Origin of the sequence: Brevundimonas sp. NPDC058933 (assembly GCF_049315965.1) — a bacterium.
Lineage (GTDB): Bacteria > Pseudomonadota > Alphaproteobacteria > Caulobacterales > Caulobacteraceae > Brevundimonas.
Genome location: NZ_JBMOSL010000002.1, coordinates 257,578 through 271,713 on the forward strand (window position 1 = coordinate 257,578; position 14,136 = coordinate 271,713).

Sequence of the window (14,136 nt, forward strand, 5' to 3'; positions counted from 1 at the left end):
GCTATCCGGTTTGGGTCATGGCGCGGCGGTGAGCAAGCCGGAAGCCGTTGACGCCGCGCGCGGGGAAGGCGAAGCGGGGGCATGACTGGTCGTCCACGTCCTGCTTCAAAGATCGTCCGCGCTGCATTGACCCCGCCCAAGGGCAAGCGGTCGCGTGCGCCGAAGAAGGCGCCGGTCGGGGCCGTGATCGGCTGGCCGCCGGACGAGGACCGGGTCGAGGAGATCTTCGTCCGCCTGTCCGGGATCATGCCGGACCCCAAGACCGAGCTGGATTTCGTCAATCCCTACACCCTGGTCGTGGCCGTGGCCCTCTCGGCCCAGGCGACCGACGTGGGGGTCAACAAGGCGACCAAGGCCCTGTTCGCCGTGGCCGACACGCCGCAGAAGATGCTGGCCCTGGGCGAGGAGGGGCTGATCCCGCTAATTTCCTCCATCGGCCTCTATCGCACCAAGGCGAGGAACGTCATCGCAGCGGCGCGGATGCTGGCCGAACAGCACGGCGGCGAGGTCCCGCTGAACCGCGCCGACCTTCAGGCCCTGCCCGGGGTGGGGCGAAAGACCGCCAGCGTGGTGCTGAACGAACTGGGCGTCGAGCCGGCCATTGCGGTGGACACCCACGTCTTCCGCGTCTCGCACCGCCTCGGTCTGGCCAATGCGGCGACGCCGGACAAGGTGGAGGCGCAGCTGCACAAGGTCGTGCCCGCAGCCTGGCTGCCCAAGGCCCACCACTGGCTGATCCTGCATGGGCGCTACACCTGCCTGGCGCAGCGGCCCAAGTGCGGGGCTTGCGTGATTGCGGACCTTTGTCCGTCGCGAGCGAGTTTCGTGGGCGTTTGAGTTCTTTCTTCCGTCATCCTCCGGCACCCGCAGGGCGACCGGGGGACCCAGCGGCGCCGAAGGCGACCTTTCCGACGCAGGGGCTTTGACAGGGTCGCGCTCCCGCGCGCCGCTGGGTCCCCCGGTCTGCGCGGCTGCGCCGCTTGCCGGAGGATGACGGAAGAAGAGGTGAGGCCCTACAGCCCCAGCCGATCCGCCACGGCGCGGCCGAAGCGGGCGCCGGCCTCGGGGGCTGAGCTCAGGTAGAAGTCGGGCTGGATCAGTTCGGCCTCCATCAGCAGCCACTGGCCGTCGGCGTCGGGCACCATGTCGATGCGGGCATAGAGAAGCGGCTCGTCGATGGCGGCCAGGGTGCGTTCGGCCAAGCTCAGCGCGCCCTCGGGGGCCTGATCCAGACGCTGGTACTGGCCGCCGTACTGGACCTGGATGCGGAACTCGTCGGCGTGAGCCGGGCGCTTGTTGACCACGTGGCTGAGTTCGCCGCCGAAGAAGAGCAGGGAGGTCTCGCCCGCCGTGGCTATGGTCGGCAGGAAGGGCTGGATCATGGCGCCGCCGTCCGGGGCCTCGGTCAGCACCTGTTCCAGCAGGTCGCCGGCCGCGACCTTGAGCGTGCGCCAGGCGCCGCCTGAGACGGTCGGCTTGACGATCAACTGCTCGGCGCCGGTGGCGGCGAAGGCGGCCTCGACCACGGCGGGGCTGGCGTGGTCCGTCCAGATGGTCGGCGGGATGGCCACGCCCTTTTCCGCCAGTTTAGCCAGATAGCGCTTGTCGGAGTTCCAGCGCAGCACCTCGGCCGGATTGGCCAGGGGCGCACCGGCCTCGGCCCAGGTCACGCAGGCCTCGATCCAGCGGTCATGGTCGCGGTGGTAGCCCCAGACGATCAGCGGCAGGACCAGGGGAAAGTCCATCAAGCCATGGGCGGTCTCGACGTGATCGGTCCAGGGCGTCGGTCGCGCCTTGATCCCCGCCGTGGCGAGCGCCGCCGACAAGCGGTCCAGCACGCCCGGCCATTGCCCGGCGTAGGAGGGGTCGGCGGGGTCGGGGGTCAGAACGGCGACGTCGATCATGGCAGCGGCTCCTCGAAGGCGACCTGCATAGGCTGTTTTCGGCTGCGGCGAAAAGCCCGGCGCTGGCGTCGCGGCGTCTGGCCCGCTATGGGGCGATCATGACCCAGAACGCCATCTCCACCGCCCGCTTCGACGTCTGCGCCGTCGGCAACGCCATCGTCGACGTGCTGAGCCCGTGCGAGCCCGCCTTCCTCGACGCCCAGGGCCTGACGGCCGGCTCGATGCAGCTGGTGGACGAAGCGCAGAGCGCCGCCCTCTATGACGCCATGGCGGCGGGGGTCGAGGCCTCTGGCGGGTCGGCCGGCAACACCGTGGCGGGCGTCGGCTCGTTCGGCGGTCGCGCGGCCTATATCGGCAAGATTGCGAAAGACACCCTGGGCGAGGTCTTCAGCCACGACATTCGCGCGGCCGGCGTCCACTTCGACACTCCGGCTCTGGAAGACGGCGCAGGGCAGGGCTTCGGCACCGGCCGCTGCCTGATCAACGTCACGCCCGACGCCCAGCGCACCATGTGCACCTTCCTGGGCGCCGCCAACCAACTGACGGTCGCTGACATCGACGCCGAGCTGATCGGCGCCAGCGAGATCGTCTATCTGGAAGGCTATCTGTTCGACCCGGCCCCGGCCCGCGCCGCCTTCGAGGCCGCCGCCGCCGCCGCCCATGCGGCGGGCCGCAAGGTCGCCATCACCCTGTCGGACAGCTTTGTCGTGCATCGCTGGCGCGCCGAGCTGCTGGCCTTCATCGAGGCCTCGGCCGACATCGTCCTGGCCAATGAGAGCGAACTGCACGCCCTGTTCGAGACCGAGGACTTCGATACCGCCGCCGCCCACCTGGGCCGCATCGTCGAGGTCGCGGCCGTGACGCGCGGCGCCGCCGGTTCGGTGCTGTTCCGGGGCGACGAGCGCGTCGAGATCGCCGCCGTCCCGGTGGACAAGGTGGTCGACACCACGGGCGCGGGCGACCAGTACGCCGCCGGCGTCCTGCTGGGTCTCGCGCGCGGCCTGTCGCTGGCCGAGGCTGGGGCTCTGGGTTCGCTGGCCGCCTCGGAAGTCATCGCCCACTGGGGCCCGCGTCCCATGGTCAAGCTGGACGCCCTGGCCGCCCAGCACGGGCTCAAGCTCTGATCATCGCGACCAAGGGCCACGCGCGGGGAGCGCTTGCCGTTCTCCGTCGCGCCGCGTAATCGGCGGACCATGTTCGGCCTCGCCAATCCCGACCGCTTCATGCGCTTCACCCGCCCGGTCACGCCGGTGCTGTGGGGGCTGGCGGCCGTCCTGCTGGCGGCGGGGACCTGGCTCAGCTTCACCGCGCCCGCCGACTATCAGCAGGGCGATACGGTGCGGATCATGTTCATCCATGTGCCAGCCGCGACCCTGGGCCTGGGCGCTTATGCGGCGCTCGGTGTTTCCAGCTTCTTCGCCCTGGTCTTTCGTCATCCGCTGGCCGACGCCGCCGCCCGCGCCGCCGCTCTGCCGGGCGCGGTGCTGACGGGTCTGGCCCTGATCACCGGCTCGCTGTGGGGCCAGCCCATGTGGGGGACCTGGTGGGTGTGGGACGCGCGGCTGACCAGCGTGCTGGTGCTGTTCCTGTTTTACCTTGGCTACATGGCCCTGCGCGCCTCGATCGACGACGAGGCCAAGGCCGGCCGCGCCGCTGCGGTGCTGGGCCTGGTCGGCCTGATCAACCTGCCCATCGTCAAGTTCTCGGTCGACTGGTGGAACACCCTGCATCAGCCGGCCTCGCTGCTGCGCGCCGGGGGAACCAGTCTGGACCCGGCCTATCTGGCGCCTCTCCTGACCATGATGGCGGCCTATGGCATGCTGTTCGGGGCCATCTGGCTGACCTCGATCCGCACCGAGGTGCGTCGTCGCCGTGTTCTGACGCTGCGCGCCCGCGCCGCGCAGGAAGCCTGAAGGAGCCGCTGATGCTCGATCTCGACATGAGCCCCTACGGCGTCTTCGTCTGGTCGTCCTGGGCGATCAGCGCCTTGGCCCTGGCCGCGATCTCGCTGCGCGCCCTGGTCGCCGCCCGGCGCTGGAAGCGTGAACTGGATCGGCTGGAAGAGGCCCGCAAATGAACCGCTGGTTCGCCCTGATCCCCATCGTCGCCCTGCTGGCCGTGGGCGGGTTCCTGATGGTCCAGTTGAACACGATGTCCGGCGCGCCGGGCCAGGGGCGGGAATACAAGCCCGACGCCCTGGTCGGCCAGCCGATTCCGCTGACGGTGCTGCCGATCCTGCAAGGCGACGTCGAGACCGATCAGAGGCTGGACCTGAAGACGGCGGGCGTCGGCAAGCCGATGATCGTCAACCTGTTCGCCAGCTGGTGCGCGCCGTGCCGGCTGGAGCATCCGCAACTGCTGAAGCTGAAGGCCCAGGGCATCAACGTCGTCGGCGTGGCTTACAAGGACGATCCCGTCGCCACACGCGCCTTCCTCGACGAACTGGGCGATCCCTTCGCCCTGGTGCTGGTGGACCGCGAGGGTCGGGCGGGGCTGGACCTCGGCGTTTCGGGCGTGCCGGAGAGCTTTGCGGTCGATGCCTACGGGACCATCGTCGCCAAGTCGTCGGGGCCGGTGCTGACCGACGCCGACCTGAAGACGCTGACGGACGCGCTCAAGGCGCCGGTTCGCTAGGGCGCCTGACCAAACACGGTGAATTGGCCGTTAACCATATCTAGACCGTTTGAGCGGATCGTCGGCCCATGTCCGCGATTCCTTCAGACCGTCCGGCCTTCCCGCCTCCTGCAGGCGGCGCGGCCCATGCGCTGAGAACCTCCCAGTCCGCCTTCTTCCGCGCGGCCATGGGCATGAGCGCGCCGACGCCTGCCGCCGCTCCGGTCGTGACGCGGGCCGACACGCCGGTCCGTTCGGTGCAGACGCAGGAAACGCCCTCGGCCACGCGTTATCAGCGACCGGGCTCGCTGCTGGATATCCGGGTCTGATCCATAAAGTCCGTCACCCTCGGGCCTGTCCCGAGGGTCTATGCCGACAGCAAGGCCTGGGCTCTGCTTCCTGTATCGCGCCCGTCGCCCACGACGAGCCGAAGCGGGGGCTAGGCCTTCGCCATGTCCTTCAGCGGGATGACGACCGCTTCGGTCTGAACCGCGTCAGCCGCAGGCTCGGCGGCCTTCTTCTTCTTTTTCGGCCTGGCGCCGTCCACGGCCTTCTTTGCGGCCTTTTCGGCCTTGCGCGCTTCCTTGGCCGCCTTGCGGGCGATCTTGGCTTCGGCCCGAGCCTGTTCGGGGGCGGCGTCGGCGGCGTCGGTCAGGCTGGTCAGCAGGTCAAGGAAGCCCTCGCGCCGGGCCTTGGGCAGCAGGGCCAGGATGCGTTTGTCGGCGGCCGCGACGCGCGGACGGGCGGCTTCCAGCGCCGTCTGGCCCTGTTCCGAGAGGCGCACGGCCTTGGCGCGGGCGTCGAGCGTCGAGCGTTCGCGATCCAGCAGGCCCTTGGCGGTCATGCGGGCGACCAGATCGGCCAGGGTCGAGCGGTCGATGCCGGTGGCCTTGACCAGATCCGTCTGGGTCAGGCCGGAACGGGCCGAGACCGCCTCCAGCACCGCGAACTGGCGCTGGGTCAGGCCGTCGGGGCCGGCTTCCTCGGCGTAGATGTCGAGCGAGAGCTGCAGCACCCGGTGCATCAGGTGGCTGGGCGAGTCCGCCAGCCCGCCCTTGATTTTCGCCTGCTTGCCTGACTTGACCATGGTCCTCGATCCCCATTCCGGCGCGCCGGACATGGCGTGACAGCTAACAGTCGCGCTTTACGCTTTGACGACGATTTACCTGACGGTTTGAAGACATTTTGTCTGGGGGCCTACCGCCCTTGCGGGCTAATTGAGGGCATTGTTTTGGGGCCTACCGCGCTTCGCGCTACTTGAGGCCGCGAGGGCGTCGTTATCCCGGAAGCGGCAGAGCCGCTATCCGGGACCGCAGAGGAACGCCGCGTTCAGGCCAAGGTTGCGTCTGTGGCGGTCCCGGCTCGGCGCCCTTGCGGGCTTGGCCGGGATGACGGGGATAGGCGCTATAGCCCCGTGTCGGGCGAGATGGGGCCGGGCTCTTCGTCCTTGATCATGTTCTTCATGATCAGCGGCACCTGGCACAGGCCGAAAACGGAGGCGGCGATCCACAGGACGCCGCGGAAGCCGGTCCAGACGCCGTTGGGGTCGGGGGTTCCGAGGTTCAGCGCCGACCAGAGGGCGGTGACGGCGGTCGGGCTGCGGAAGATCTCATTGGCGACGGCGACGGCCAGGAAGTAGAGGCCGTAGCGGAAGGCCAACTTGCGCCAGGCCTCGTCCGTCACCTTGATGGCCGAGCCGAGCAGGGCCTTGAACGGGTACTTCTTCAGCGGGATGGAGCCCAGCAGGACGGCCGCCAGCAGGCCGTTCTGCACCGTCAGCTTCAGCTTCACGAACAGGTCGTCGTCGGTCAGGATGGTCAGGGCGCCGAAGACCAGGGCGAAACCGCCGGTGATCAGGGGCATGGGGGCCAGGCGGCGCTCCAGCACGAAGCCGACGGCCAGGGCGATTATCGAGGCGATGACCAGGACCCAGGTGGCCTTGATCATGTCGCGGGTGATGAAATAGGCGGCCATGAAGGCGATCAGGGCGCCGAAGTCGACGGCCTGACGGATCCATTGCGGGCGTTTGGTTTCGACGGCTTCACTCATACGCTCTAGTCCTCAAGCCCGACCAGTGATCGGGAAAACGCGCGCGCGTCGAAGGGTTGCAGGTCGTCGACGCCTTCGCCGACGCCGATCAGCTTGATCGGAGCGTCCGAGGCCTGGGCCACGGGGACCAGGACCCCGCCGCGCGCCGTGCCGTCCAGCTTGGTCATGACCACGCCGGAGACATAGGCCGTGCGGCCGAAGACCTTTTCCTGTTCCAGGGCGTTGCGGCCCACGGTGGCGTCCAGCACCAGCAGGGTTTCGTGCGGGGCCTCGGCGTCGACTTTTTTCAGTACGCGGACGATCTTCAGCAGTTCGTCCATCAGGGCGGACTTGTTCTGCAGCCGCCCGGCGGTGTCGATCAGGACCACGTCGTAGCCCTCGGCCCTGGCCTTGGTATAGGCGTCGAAGGCCAGGCCGGCGGCGTCGGCGCCGTCGCGGCGGCTTTCGAAATCGGCCCCGGCGCGTTCGGCCCAGACTTTCAGCTGTTCACGGGCGGCGGCGCGGAAGGTGTCGCCGGCGACGATCATGACCTTGGCGCCCTTGGCGGTCAGGTCCGAGGCGATCTTGCCGAGCGTCGTGGTCTTGCCCGAGCCGTTCACCCCGACGAACAGGACGACATAGGGCTTGGGTCCGTTGAGGGGATCAAACGTCGCCTGACGCGGCAGCAGTTCGGCCGCCACGGCCTCGGCCAGGGCCTCCTTGATCTCGCGCTCGTCCGACGTCTTGCCGAAGCGCAGCTCGCGGAAGCGCTCGACGATGCGGGCAGAGGCGGCGGGGCCCAGGTCGCTCTCGATCAGGTGCTCTTCCAGCCGCTCCAGCGCCTCTTCGGACAGAGGCTCCTTCACGAAGGTCGAGACGACCTGTTCGGTCATCTGTTTGGAGGAGCGGGACAGACCCGCGCTCAGTCGCTGGAACCAGCCTTTTTTGGGCGTATCGCTCATGGCCTGAGCCTTAGCCGACGCCGGTTCGCAGGTCACGAACTTCCCGCTGCCCGCTCATCCCGGCGGAGGCGGAGACCCAGAGCTTTGGCTTCGGGGCGCAACCCTATATTGATCGAACGGTCTTAGAGATCGGGCGCCGCGCCTCGCGGCTCTCACTGGATCCCGGCGTCCGCCGGGATGAGCGGATGGATTGATGGCCTCGAACAGTTCCTTCCACGCCCCGCGCGCCCACGGCTTCGTGCGCGTGGCCGCCGCGACCCCGGTGGTCCATGTCGCCGATCCGGCCGCCAACGCCGAGGAGCACGCGAGGCTGATCCGTCAGGCGGGCGAGGCGGGCGTGGACCTGCTGGTCTTTCCCGAACTGTCGCTGAGCGCCTACGCCATCGACGACCTGCTGATGCAGGCGGCCCTGCTGGAGGAGGTCGAGCGCCAGGTGGCGCGGCTGGCCGAGGTGGCGGACGAGGCGGGCGTGATCGCCGTGATCGGCGCGCCGATCCGCAACGGCGACGCCCTGTTCAACTGCGCCGTCGTATTGGGCGGCGGCGAGGTGCTGGGCGTCGTGCCCAAGACCTACCTGCCCAACTACCGCGAATACTACGAGAAGCGCTGGTTCGCGCCCGCCGCCAGTCGGTCCGAGGACGCGGTCGTCCTGAACGGTACGAGCGTCGATTTCGCGCCGGGTCTGATCTTCGAGGCCGCCAACCGGCCGGGGTTCGTCTTTGCGGTCGAGATCTGCGAGGACTTCTGGGCGCCGCAGCCGCCGTCGACGCGGGCGGCGCTCGCGGGGGCGCGCATCCTGTGCAACCTGTCGGCCTCCAACATCGTCATCGGCAAGGCGGACGAGCGGGCCCTGCTGTGCGCCAGCCAGTCCAGCCGCACCCTGTCGGCCTATGTCTTCGCCGCCTCAGGCTGGGGCGAGAGCACGACGGACCTGGCCTGGGACGGTCAGGCGACCATCCACGAACTGGGCGTGCGGTTGGCCGAGGGGGAGCGGTTCGCGCTGGCAAGCCATCTCACGGTCGCCGACGTGGACGTGGACCGTATTGGTCTGGACCGCCTGCGCAACGGCACCTTCGCCGACTGCGCCCGTCTGGAGGGCGAGGCCGCGACCGTGGTTCCGTTCGAGGCGGGGGAGGGGCCGAACGACGCCCTGATCCGTCCGCTGGACCGCTTCCCCTTCGTCCCCGACGACGCCGCGCGCCTGGATCAGGATTGCTTCGAGGCCTTCAACATCCAGGTCCAGGGCCTGATGCGACGGATGACGGCGACGGGGTCCAAGACCCTGGTGATCGGTGTCTCGGGCGGGCTGGATTCGACCCAGGCCCTGCTGGTGGCCTGTCGCGCCTTCGACCGGCTGAAGCTGCCGCGCACCGGGATTCTGGCCTTTACGATGCCGGGCTTCGCCACGTCGGAGGGGACCAAGTCCAACGCCTGGGCGCTGATGACGGCGCTGGGCGTCACGGGGGCCGAGATCGACATCCGCCCCGCCGCCGAACAGATGCTGCGCGACATCGGCCACGCCTTCGCGGACGGTCAGCCGGTGCACGACATCACCTTCGAGAACGTGCAGGCGGGGCTGCGCACCGACTATCTGTTCCGACTGGCCAATCAGAACCACGGCTTCGTCCTGGGCACCGGCGACCTGTCGGAGCTGGCGCTGGGCTGGTGCACCTATGGCGTCGGCGACCACATGAGCCACTACAACGTCAACGGCGGGGTGGCGAAGACCCTGATCCAGCACCTGATCCGCTGGGTCGCCGAGGGCGAACTGATCGGGGCCGAGGCCGCGCCTATCCTGCACGCCATCCTGGCCACCGAGATCTCGCCGGAGCTGGTCCCGGCGGGCGCAGACGGGGCGATCCAGTCGACGCAAAGCATCGTCGGCCCCTATGCGCTGAACGATTTTTTCCTGTTCTACATCAGCCGGTTCGGCCTGAAGCCATCCAAGGTGGCCTATCTGGCGCATCAGGCCTGGGGCGACGCGGCGACGGGGAACTGGCCTGCCGGTCTGCCCGAGGCGGAGCGGGTCGCCTATGACCTTCCGACCATCAAGGCCTGGCTGCGCAAGTTCCTGATTCGCTTCTTCCAGACCAGCCAGTTCAAGCGCTCGGCCCTGCCGAACGGACCCAAGGTGGTGACGGGCGGGTCGCTGTCGCCGCGCGGCGACTGGCGGGCGCCGTCAGATTCCTCGGCGCGCGTCTGGCTGGATGAACTGGACGCCAACGTTCCTGATTGAGTAGGACCGTCATCCCGGAGATCACGGAGCGATCATCCGGGACCGCAACAGACGCCGGTGTTCCCGGCGGTCCCGGCTCTCCGCTTCGCTGCGGCCGGGATGACGAGGAAGAGACCATGACCGACGACGTGACCAAGGACTCCAACGGCAACATCCTGGCCGACGGTGACAGCGTGACCTTGATCAAGGATCTGAAGGTCAAGGGTTCGGGCGGGGTGACGCTGAAGCGCGGGACCCTGGTCAAGAACATCCGCCTGACGGGCGACACCGACGAGATCGAGGCCAATGTCGACAAGGTGCGCGGGCTGGTGCTGCGGGTCGAGTTTGTGAAGAAGGCTTGATGCTGGGGCCTACCGCGCTTCGCGCTACTTGAGGTCAGACCCTCCTGCCGTCACCCCGGAAGCCCGCAGGGCTATCCGGGGCCCAGGCGGTTGAGATCAACACCAGGCGCCCCAGGTTTGCACAACCGCCTGGGTTCCGGGTTCGGCTGCGCCGCCCCGGAATGACTGAGGGGCGGCGTCAGGCCACGCCCGCCAGAAACTCAAAGATCGCCGACCGCGCTTCCGGCTCGTCCAGCATGGGGGCGTGGCCGACGCCCGGCACTTCGGCGTAGGCCATGGCGGGCGCCGCCTTCCTCATCTTGGCGACGATGGCGGGGCTGAGCAGGTCCGAGGTCGCGCCGCGCAGCAGCAGGGTCGGCTTCTTGCGAGCCAGCGCCCGGAAATAGGGCCAGAGGTTGGGGATCAGGGCCTTGGCGCCGCCCGCCTTGATCGGGGCCGAGATGTCGGGGTCATAGTCCAGCACCGGGGCGCCTTCGGTCCCCTCGCGGAAGGTGCGGCGGGCGAAGGCGGTCCAGTCGGCGTCGGTATAGTGGGGCAGAGCCGTCTCGTTTATGCGTCGGGCGTAGGCGGCGGCGTCGTCCCAGGTCTCGATGACGAGCGGCTGGCCGGCGTAGGCGGCGATGCGGCTCAGGCCCTCTGGGGCCAGTTCCGGCCCCACGTCATTGATGATGGCGGCGGCGATGGCCTTGGGCTTGATCGCGGTCAGGGCCATGGTGATCAGCCCGCCCATGGAGGTGCCGAGGAAGACGGCCTTCTCGACGCCGGCCTGGTCCATCAGGGCCACGACGTCCTTGGCATAGACGTCGGGCGTATAGGTCATGGGGTCGGGCGCGCGGTCGGAGCGTCCGCGTCCGCGCACGTCCACCGCCAGGACGCGGCGACCGCTCTGGGCGATCAGGGCGGCGATGACCTCGAAGTCGGCGCTGTTGCGGGTCAGGCCGTGGATGGCGATGACCGGCAGCCTGGCCGGGCCGTCGGCGGGGGCGTAGTCTCTTGCGAACAGGGTCAGGCCGTCCGGCGAGGTCCAGCGGCGGTCAGCATAGGTCATCGGGCGTCTCCAGGGTTGAGATAAGCCTAATTCACCAGATGCAGAATTGCGATCAGGCCGAGAGGATCGACGCCACGAATTGATCGAGGTCGCCATTCTCGAACCTATACCCCGCGACGCCTGCACGCGCCGCCGCCTCCATGTCTGAGGGCTTGTCGCCGATCATCAGGGATCGCCCAGGGTCCAGATCGTGCTCGGCGATGGCCTTGAACAGCATGCCGGGATTGGGCTTGCGATCAGGATGATCCGGGTGGCGGTAACGCTCGTCGACGGCCTTGGCGTGGTGCGGGGCGGCGTAGACCGCGTCGATCCGGGCGCCCGCCTGCGCCAGGCGTTCGACCAGCATGCGGTTGAAGTCGTGCATGGTCTCCTCGCTGAACATGCCCCGCGCCACGCCCGACTGGTTGGTGACGATGACCGTGACATAGCCGGCGTCGTTCAGCCGCTTCACCGCCTCGGCGGCGCCGGGGATCAGCACCAACTGGTCGGGGCGGTGGGGAAATCCGCTGTCGACGATCAGGACGCCGTCGCGGTCGAGAAAAGCAGCCGGGCGGCTCATGCGGGTTCCGTCAGCAGGACCGAGAAGGCGGTCATCAGGTGATAGAGGGTCGAGGCGGGGACCGAGGCGTCCTGCGGCCGGCCCTGCGCGTCATAGCTGTCGATCCACAGGCCGGGCACAGGCGTCGCCAGGTGGGTCTCGAACAGGCGCTGGGTCAGATGGGCCGCTCTGACGTGTTCGCCGCGCGTCGTCAGGGTGCGCAGAAGCTCGGTCTGTGCCCACAGACGGACGCCGCCGTCGCGGACCTGTCCGATCCGGCTGATCTCGCGCACGGCCAGGCCGTCAGGGCGGAGTCCGCAGGTCAGGGCGCTAGTGTAAAGGGCGCGGGCGGCGGAACTCAGGTCCGGCAGGCCCAGGCGCGCAGCCTCGCCCAGAAGCCAGACCCATTCCATATGGTGGCCCGGCTCGATGCACTGGCCCTCCGAGCCCGGACGCACGGTCCAGTCGCGATCATAGAACTCGCCCAGCATCAGATGTTCGCGGTCGAAGAAGCGTCGGTCGAACAGGTCCAGCACGCGGCGCGCCGCCGCATCGAAAGCCGGGGCGGGCGCGACGGCCTGCCAGGCCAGCAGGGCCTCCAGCATATGCATATGCGGGTTCTGGCGACGCGGCAGCACAGGGGGCAGGGCTTCCTGCCAGCCGCCATGGACCGGGTCCGCCATCTGCGCCTCGATGACGGCCAGCGTCTCCAGCGCCAGGGGGCGGGCGCGCTCGTCCTTCAGTACGCGATGGGCGGCGGCCAGGGCGAACAGGACGAAGGCCAGGTCATAGAGGTCGGGCGTGGCGTCGATCACCGCGCCCGCGTCATCGACGCTGCGCACCCACAGGCCGTCTGCACGATGGTGGTCGCGGATCAGGGCGTCCAGCCCGCGCCGAGCGACGGCCTCGCCCTCGGCCCAACCCAATGAGGCGGCTTCGGCGAAGACATAGACCTGACGCGCCTGCACACGGGTTCGGCGCGGCAGGCTGGTGATCGGGCGGCCGTCGAAGTCCAGCTTTTCGAAGAAGCGGCCCTCGGCGTCGATCCCGCCCTGCGCCCATAGCGGCAGGGCCTGGCGGAACAGCCAGTCGCGGACCCGGATCTGTGTGCTCGACAACGTCATCTTCTGTGGGCTTAGGCAGGGTCGCGGGCTTTGCCAAGCGCAGGTTTGGTTGCAACCGGCAACGCGAAGTGACCCTCGCGGGTTTGGTCATGGGCGGCGGCTTTGATAGGAGGCCGCAACGACATAACCTCCTCCCTGTCCGCGCGCGGTGTCGCGCAGGGCGTCACCGAGAGAGTCTTCATGACCATTCCCTTCATCGACCTTCAGGCCCAGCGCCTTCGCCTCGGCGGCAAGATCGAGGCCGCCGTTCAGGAAGCCGTCGTCGGCGGCGCCTGGGTCATGGGCCCGCAGGTGCGCCAGTTCGAGGCCGATCTGGCCGCCTTTGGTCAGGCCAGGCACGCCCTGGGCTGCGCCAACGGCACCGACGCCCTGGCCCTGCCGCTGATGGCCTGGGGCGTGGGCCGCGGCGACGCGGTCTTCGTGCCCAGCTTCACCTTCGCCGCCACAGCCGAGGTCGTGCCCTGGTTCGACGCCGAGCCGGTCTTCATCGACGTGGAGGAGGCGACCTACAACATGAGCCCCGCCCATCTGGAGGCCGCCATCGAGGCGACGCTGAAGGAAGGCCGTCTGAAACCGCGCGTGGTCATCGCCGTCGACCTGTTCGGCCAGCCCGCCGACTATCCGGCGATCAAGGCCGTCTGCGACAAGTACGGTCTGAAGCTGATCTCGGACTCGGCGCAGGGCTTCGGCTGCACCATCAATGGCGAGCATCCGCTGAAGTGGGCAGACATCACCACCACCAGCTTCTTCCCGGCCAAGCCCCTGGGTTGCTACGGCGACGGCGGGGCGGTTCTGACCAATGACGACGATCTGGCTCAGCTGATCGATTCCATCCGCGTGCACGGCAAGGCGGTGGCGATCGACCTGAAGGACAAGACCTTCGACCACGACCCCAAATACCTGAACATGCGCATCGGCCTGAACAGCCGTCTGGACACCATCCAGGCCGCCGTCCTGATCGAGAAGCTGAAGGTCTTTGGTCAGGAGATCGAGTGGCGAAACGCCGCGGCCGCCCGCTACAACGAAGGCCTGCGACCCCACGTCGCCGCCGTGCCGGACGTGCCGGCGGGCAATGTCTCGAACTGGGCGCAATACACCATCGAGCATGAGGACCGCGACGGCCTGGCCGCGCACCTGAAGGCCGAGGGCATCCCGACGGCGGTCTATTATCCGATCCCGCTGCATCTGCAGCCTGCCTACGCCCACTATCCGCGCGGACCCCAGGGCCTGCCGGTGACGGAGCGCCTGATGGAGCGCGTCATCAGCCTGCCGATGCACTCGGACCTGGACGAGGCGACGCAAGCCCGCATCATCGCCGCCGTCGCCAGCTTCAAGGCCTGAT

Annotated in this window: 16 protein-coding genes; 9 read left to right on the top strand and 7 right to left on the bottom strand. The window is 68.7% G+C overall.

What is annotated here, in order from left to right:
• Positions 1 to 81: 81 nt before the first annotated feature.
• Positions 82 to 837 (top strand): endonuclease III, encoded by a 756-nt coding sequence (gene nth / locus ACOZBP_RS07185; protein ID WP_422675717.1) that lies wholly within the window; start codon positions 82 to 84, stop codon positions 835 to 837.
• A gap of 176 nt (positions 838 to 1,013) precedes the next feature.
• Here the strand turns inward: nth and ACOZBP_RS07190 are convergent, their stop codons facing one another.
• On the bottom strand, positions 1,014 to 1,904 hold the full coding sequence (locus tag ACOZBP_RS07190) for an ATP-grasp domain-containing protein (RefSeq protein WP_422675718.1): 891 nt from the start codon (positions 1,902 to 1,904) through the stop codon (positions 1,014 to 1,016).
• A 98-nt stretch (positions 1,905 to 2,002) separates the two neighbouring features.
• Between ACOZBP_RS07190 and ACOZBP_RS07195 the strand changes: the two genes are divergently transcribed.
• From ACOZBP_RS07195 to ACOZBP_RS07215, 5 genes are all read left to right on the top strand, one after another.
• Positions 2,003 to 3,028: an adenosine kinase gene (locus ACOZBP_RS07195; protein ID WP_422675719.1), complete on the top strand. Its 1,026-nt coding sequence runs from the start codon at positions 2,003 to 2,005 to the stop codon at positions 3,026 to 3,028.
• A gap of 69 nt (positions 3,029 to 3,097) precedes the next feature.
• Positions 3,098 to 3,817, top strand: a complete 720-nt coding sequence (locus ACOZBP_RS07200) for a heme ABC transporter permease (RefSeq protein ID WP_422675913.1) — start codon at positions 3,098 to 3,100, stop codon at positions 3,815 to 3,817.
• An 11-nt stretch (positions 3,818 to 3,828) separates the two neighbouring features.
• On the top strand, positions 3,829 to 3,981 hold the full coding sequence (gene ccmD, locus ACOZBP_RS07205; RefSeq protein WP_422675720.1) for a heme exporter protein CcmD: 153 nt from the start codon (positions 3,829 to 3,831) through the stop codon (positions 3,979 to 3,981).
• Positions 3,978 to 4,538, top strand: a complete 561-nt coding sequence (locus ACOZBP_RS07210; protein ID WP_422675721.1) for a DsbE family thiol:disulfide interchange protein — start codon at positions 3,978 to 3,980, stop codon at positions 4,536 to 4,538. Before ccmD ends, ACOZBP_RS07210 begins: the two co-directional genes overlap by 4 nt.
• A 68-nt stretch (positions 4,539 to 4,606) precedes the next feature.
• A complete protein-coding gene (locus ACOZBP_RS07215; protein ID WP_422675722.1) occupies positions 4,607 to 4,846 on the top strand; it encodes a hypothetical protein in 240 nt (79 codons plus the stop codon).
• 110 nt (positions 4,847 to 4,956) lie between these two features.
• On the opposite strand, the gene ACOZBP_RS07220 is transcribed toward ACOZBP_RS07215, so the two are convergent.
• The 3 genes from ACOZBP_RS07220 to ftsY form a co-directional block, all read right to left on the bottom strand.
• Entirely contained in the window at positions 4,957 to 5,604 is a 648-nt protein-coding gene (locus ACOZBP_RS07220) for a MarR family winged helix-turn-helix transcriptional regulator (protein WP_422675723.1), read from the bottom strand.
• A gap of 317 nt (positions 5,605 to 5,921) precedes the next feature.
• Positions 5,922 to 6,566, bottom strand: a complete 645-nt coding sequence (locus ACOZBP_RS07225; RefSeq protein WP_422675724.1) for an inner membrane-spanning protein YciB — start codon at positions 6,564 to 6,566, stop codon at positions 5,922 to 5,924.
• A 5-nt stretch (positions 6,567 to 6,571) separates the two neighbouring features.
• Positions 6,572 to 7,507 carry a signal recognition particle-docking protein FtsY gene (ftsY, locus tag ACOZBP_RS07230; protein ID WP_422675725.1) on the bottom strand — a complete coding sequence of 312 codons (936 nt, stop codon included), beginning with the start codon at positions 7,505 to 7,507 and terminating at the stop codon, positions 6,572 to 6,574.
• Between the two features lie 193 nt (positions 7,508 to 7,700).
• Here ftsY and ACOZBP_RS07235 point away from each other — a divergent pair, with 193 nt between their 5' ends.
• Together ACOZBP_RS07235 and ACOZBP_RS07240 are read left to right on the top strand one after the other, a co-directional pair.
• On the top strand, positions 7,701 to 9,743 hold the full coding sequence (locus ACOZBP_RS07235) for an NAD(+) synthase (RefSeq protein WP_422675726.1): 2,043 nt from the start codon (positions 7,701 to 7,703) through the stop codon (positions 9,741 to 9,743).
• A 116-nt stretch (positions 9,744 to 9,859) separates the two neighbouring features.
• Positions 9,860 to 10,084 carry an alkylphosphonate utilization protein gene (locus ACOZBP_RS07240; protein WP_159846931.1) on the top strand — a complete coding sequence of 75 codons (225 nt, stop codon included), beginning with the start codon at positions 9,860 to 9,862 and terminating at the stop codon, positions 10,082 to 10,084.
• Positions 10,085 to 10,262: 178 nt separating this feature from the next.
• Here the strand turns inward: ACOZBP_RS07240 and ACOZBP_RS07245 are convergent, their stop codons facing one another.
• The 3 genes from ACOZBP_RS07245 to ACOZBP_RS07255 are packed head-to-tail and all read right to left on the bottom strand — an operon-like array spanning position 10,263 to position 12,788.
• Entirely contained in the window at positions 10,263 to 11,132 is an 870-nt protein-coding gene (locus ACOZBP_RS07245) for an alpha/beta fold hydrolase (protein ID WP_422675727.1), read from the bottom strand.
• A 52-nt stretch (positions 11,133 to 11,184) separates the two neighbouring features.
• Positions 11,185 to 11,691, bottom strand: coding sequence for a D-glycero-alpha-D-manno-heptose-1,7-bisphosphate 7-phosphatase (locus tag ACOZBP_RS07250; protein ID WP_422675728.1), 507 nt, complete (start codon positions 11,689 to 11,691; stop codon positions 11,185 to 11,187).
• The gene (locus tag ACOZBP_RS07255; protein WP_422675729.1) at positions 11,688 to 12,788 is read right to left on the bottom strand and encodes an AGE family epimerase/isomerase; all 1,101 of its coding nucleotides are present in this window, start codon (positions 12,786 to 12,788) and stop codon (positions 11,688 to 11,690) included. Before ACOZBP_RS07255 ends, ACOZBP_RS07250 begins: the two co-directional genes overlap by 4 nt.
• Positions 12,789 to 12,974: 186 nt before the next feature.
• Between ACOZBP_RS07255 and ACOZBP_RS07260 the strand changes: the two genes are divergently transcribed.
• Entirely contained in the window at positions 12,975 to 14,135 is a 1,161-nt protein-coding gene (locus ACOZBP_RS07260) for a DegT/DnrJ/EryC1/StrS family aminotransferase (protein ID WP_422675730.1), read from the top strand.
• Position 14,136: the final 1 nt, after the last annotated feature.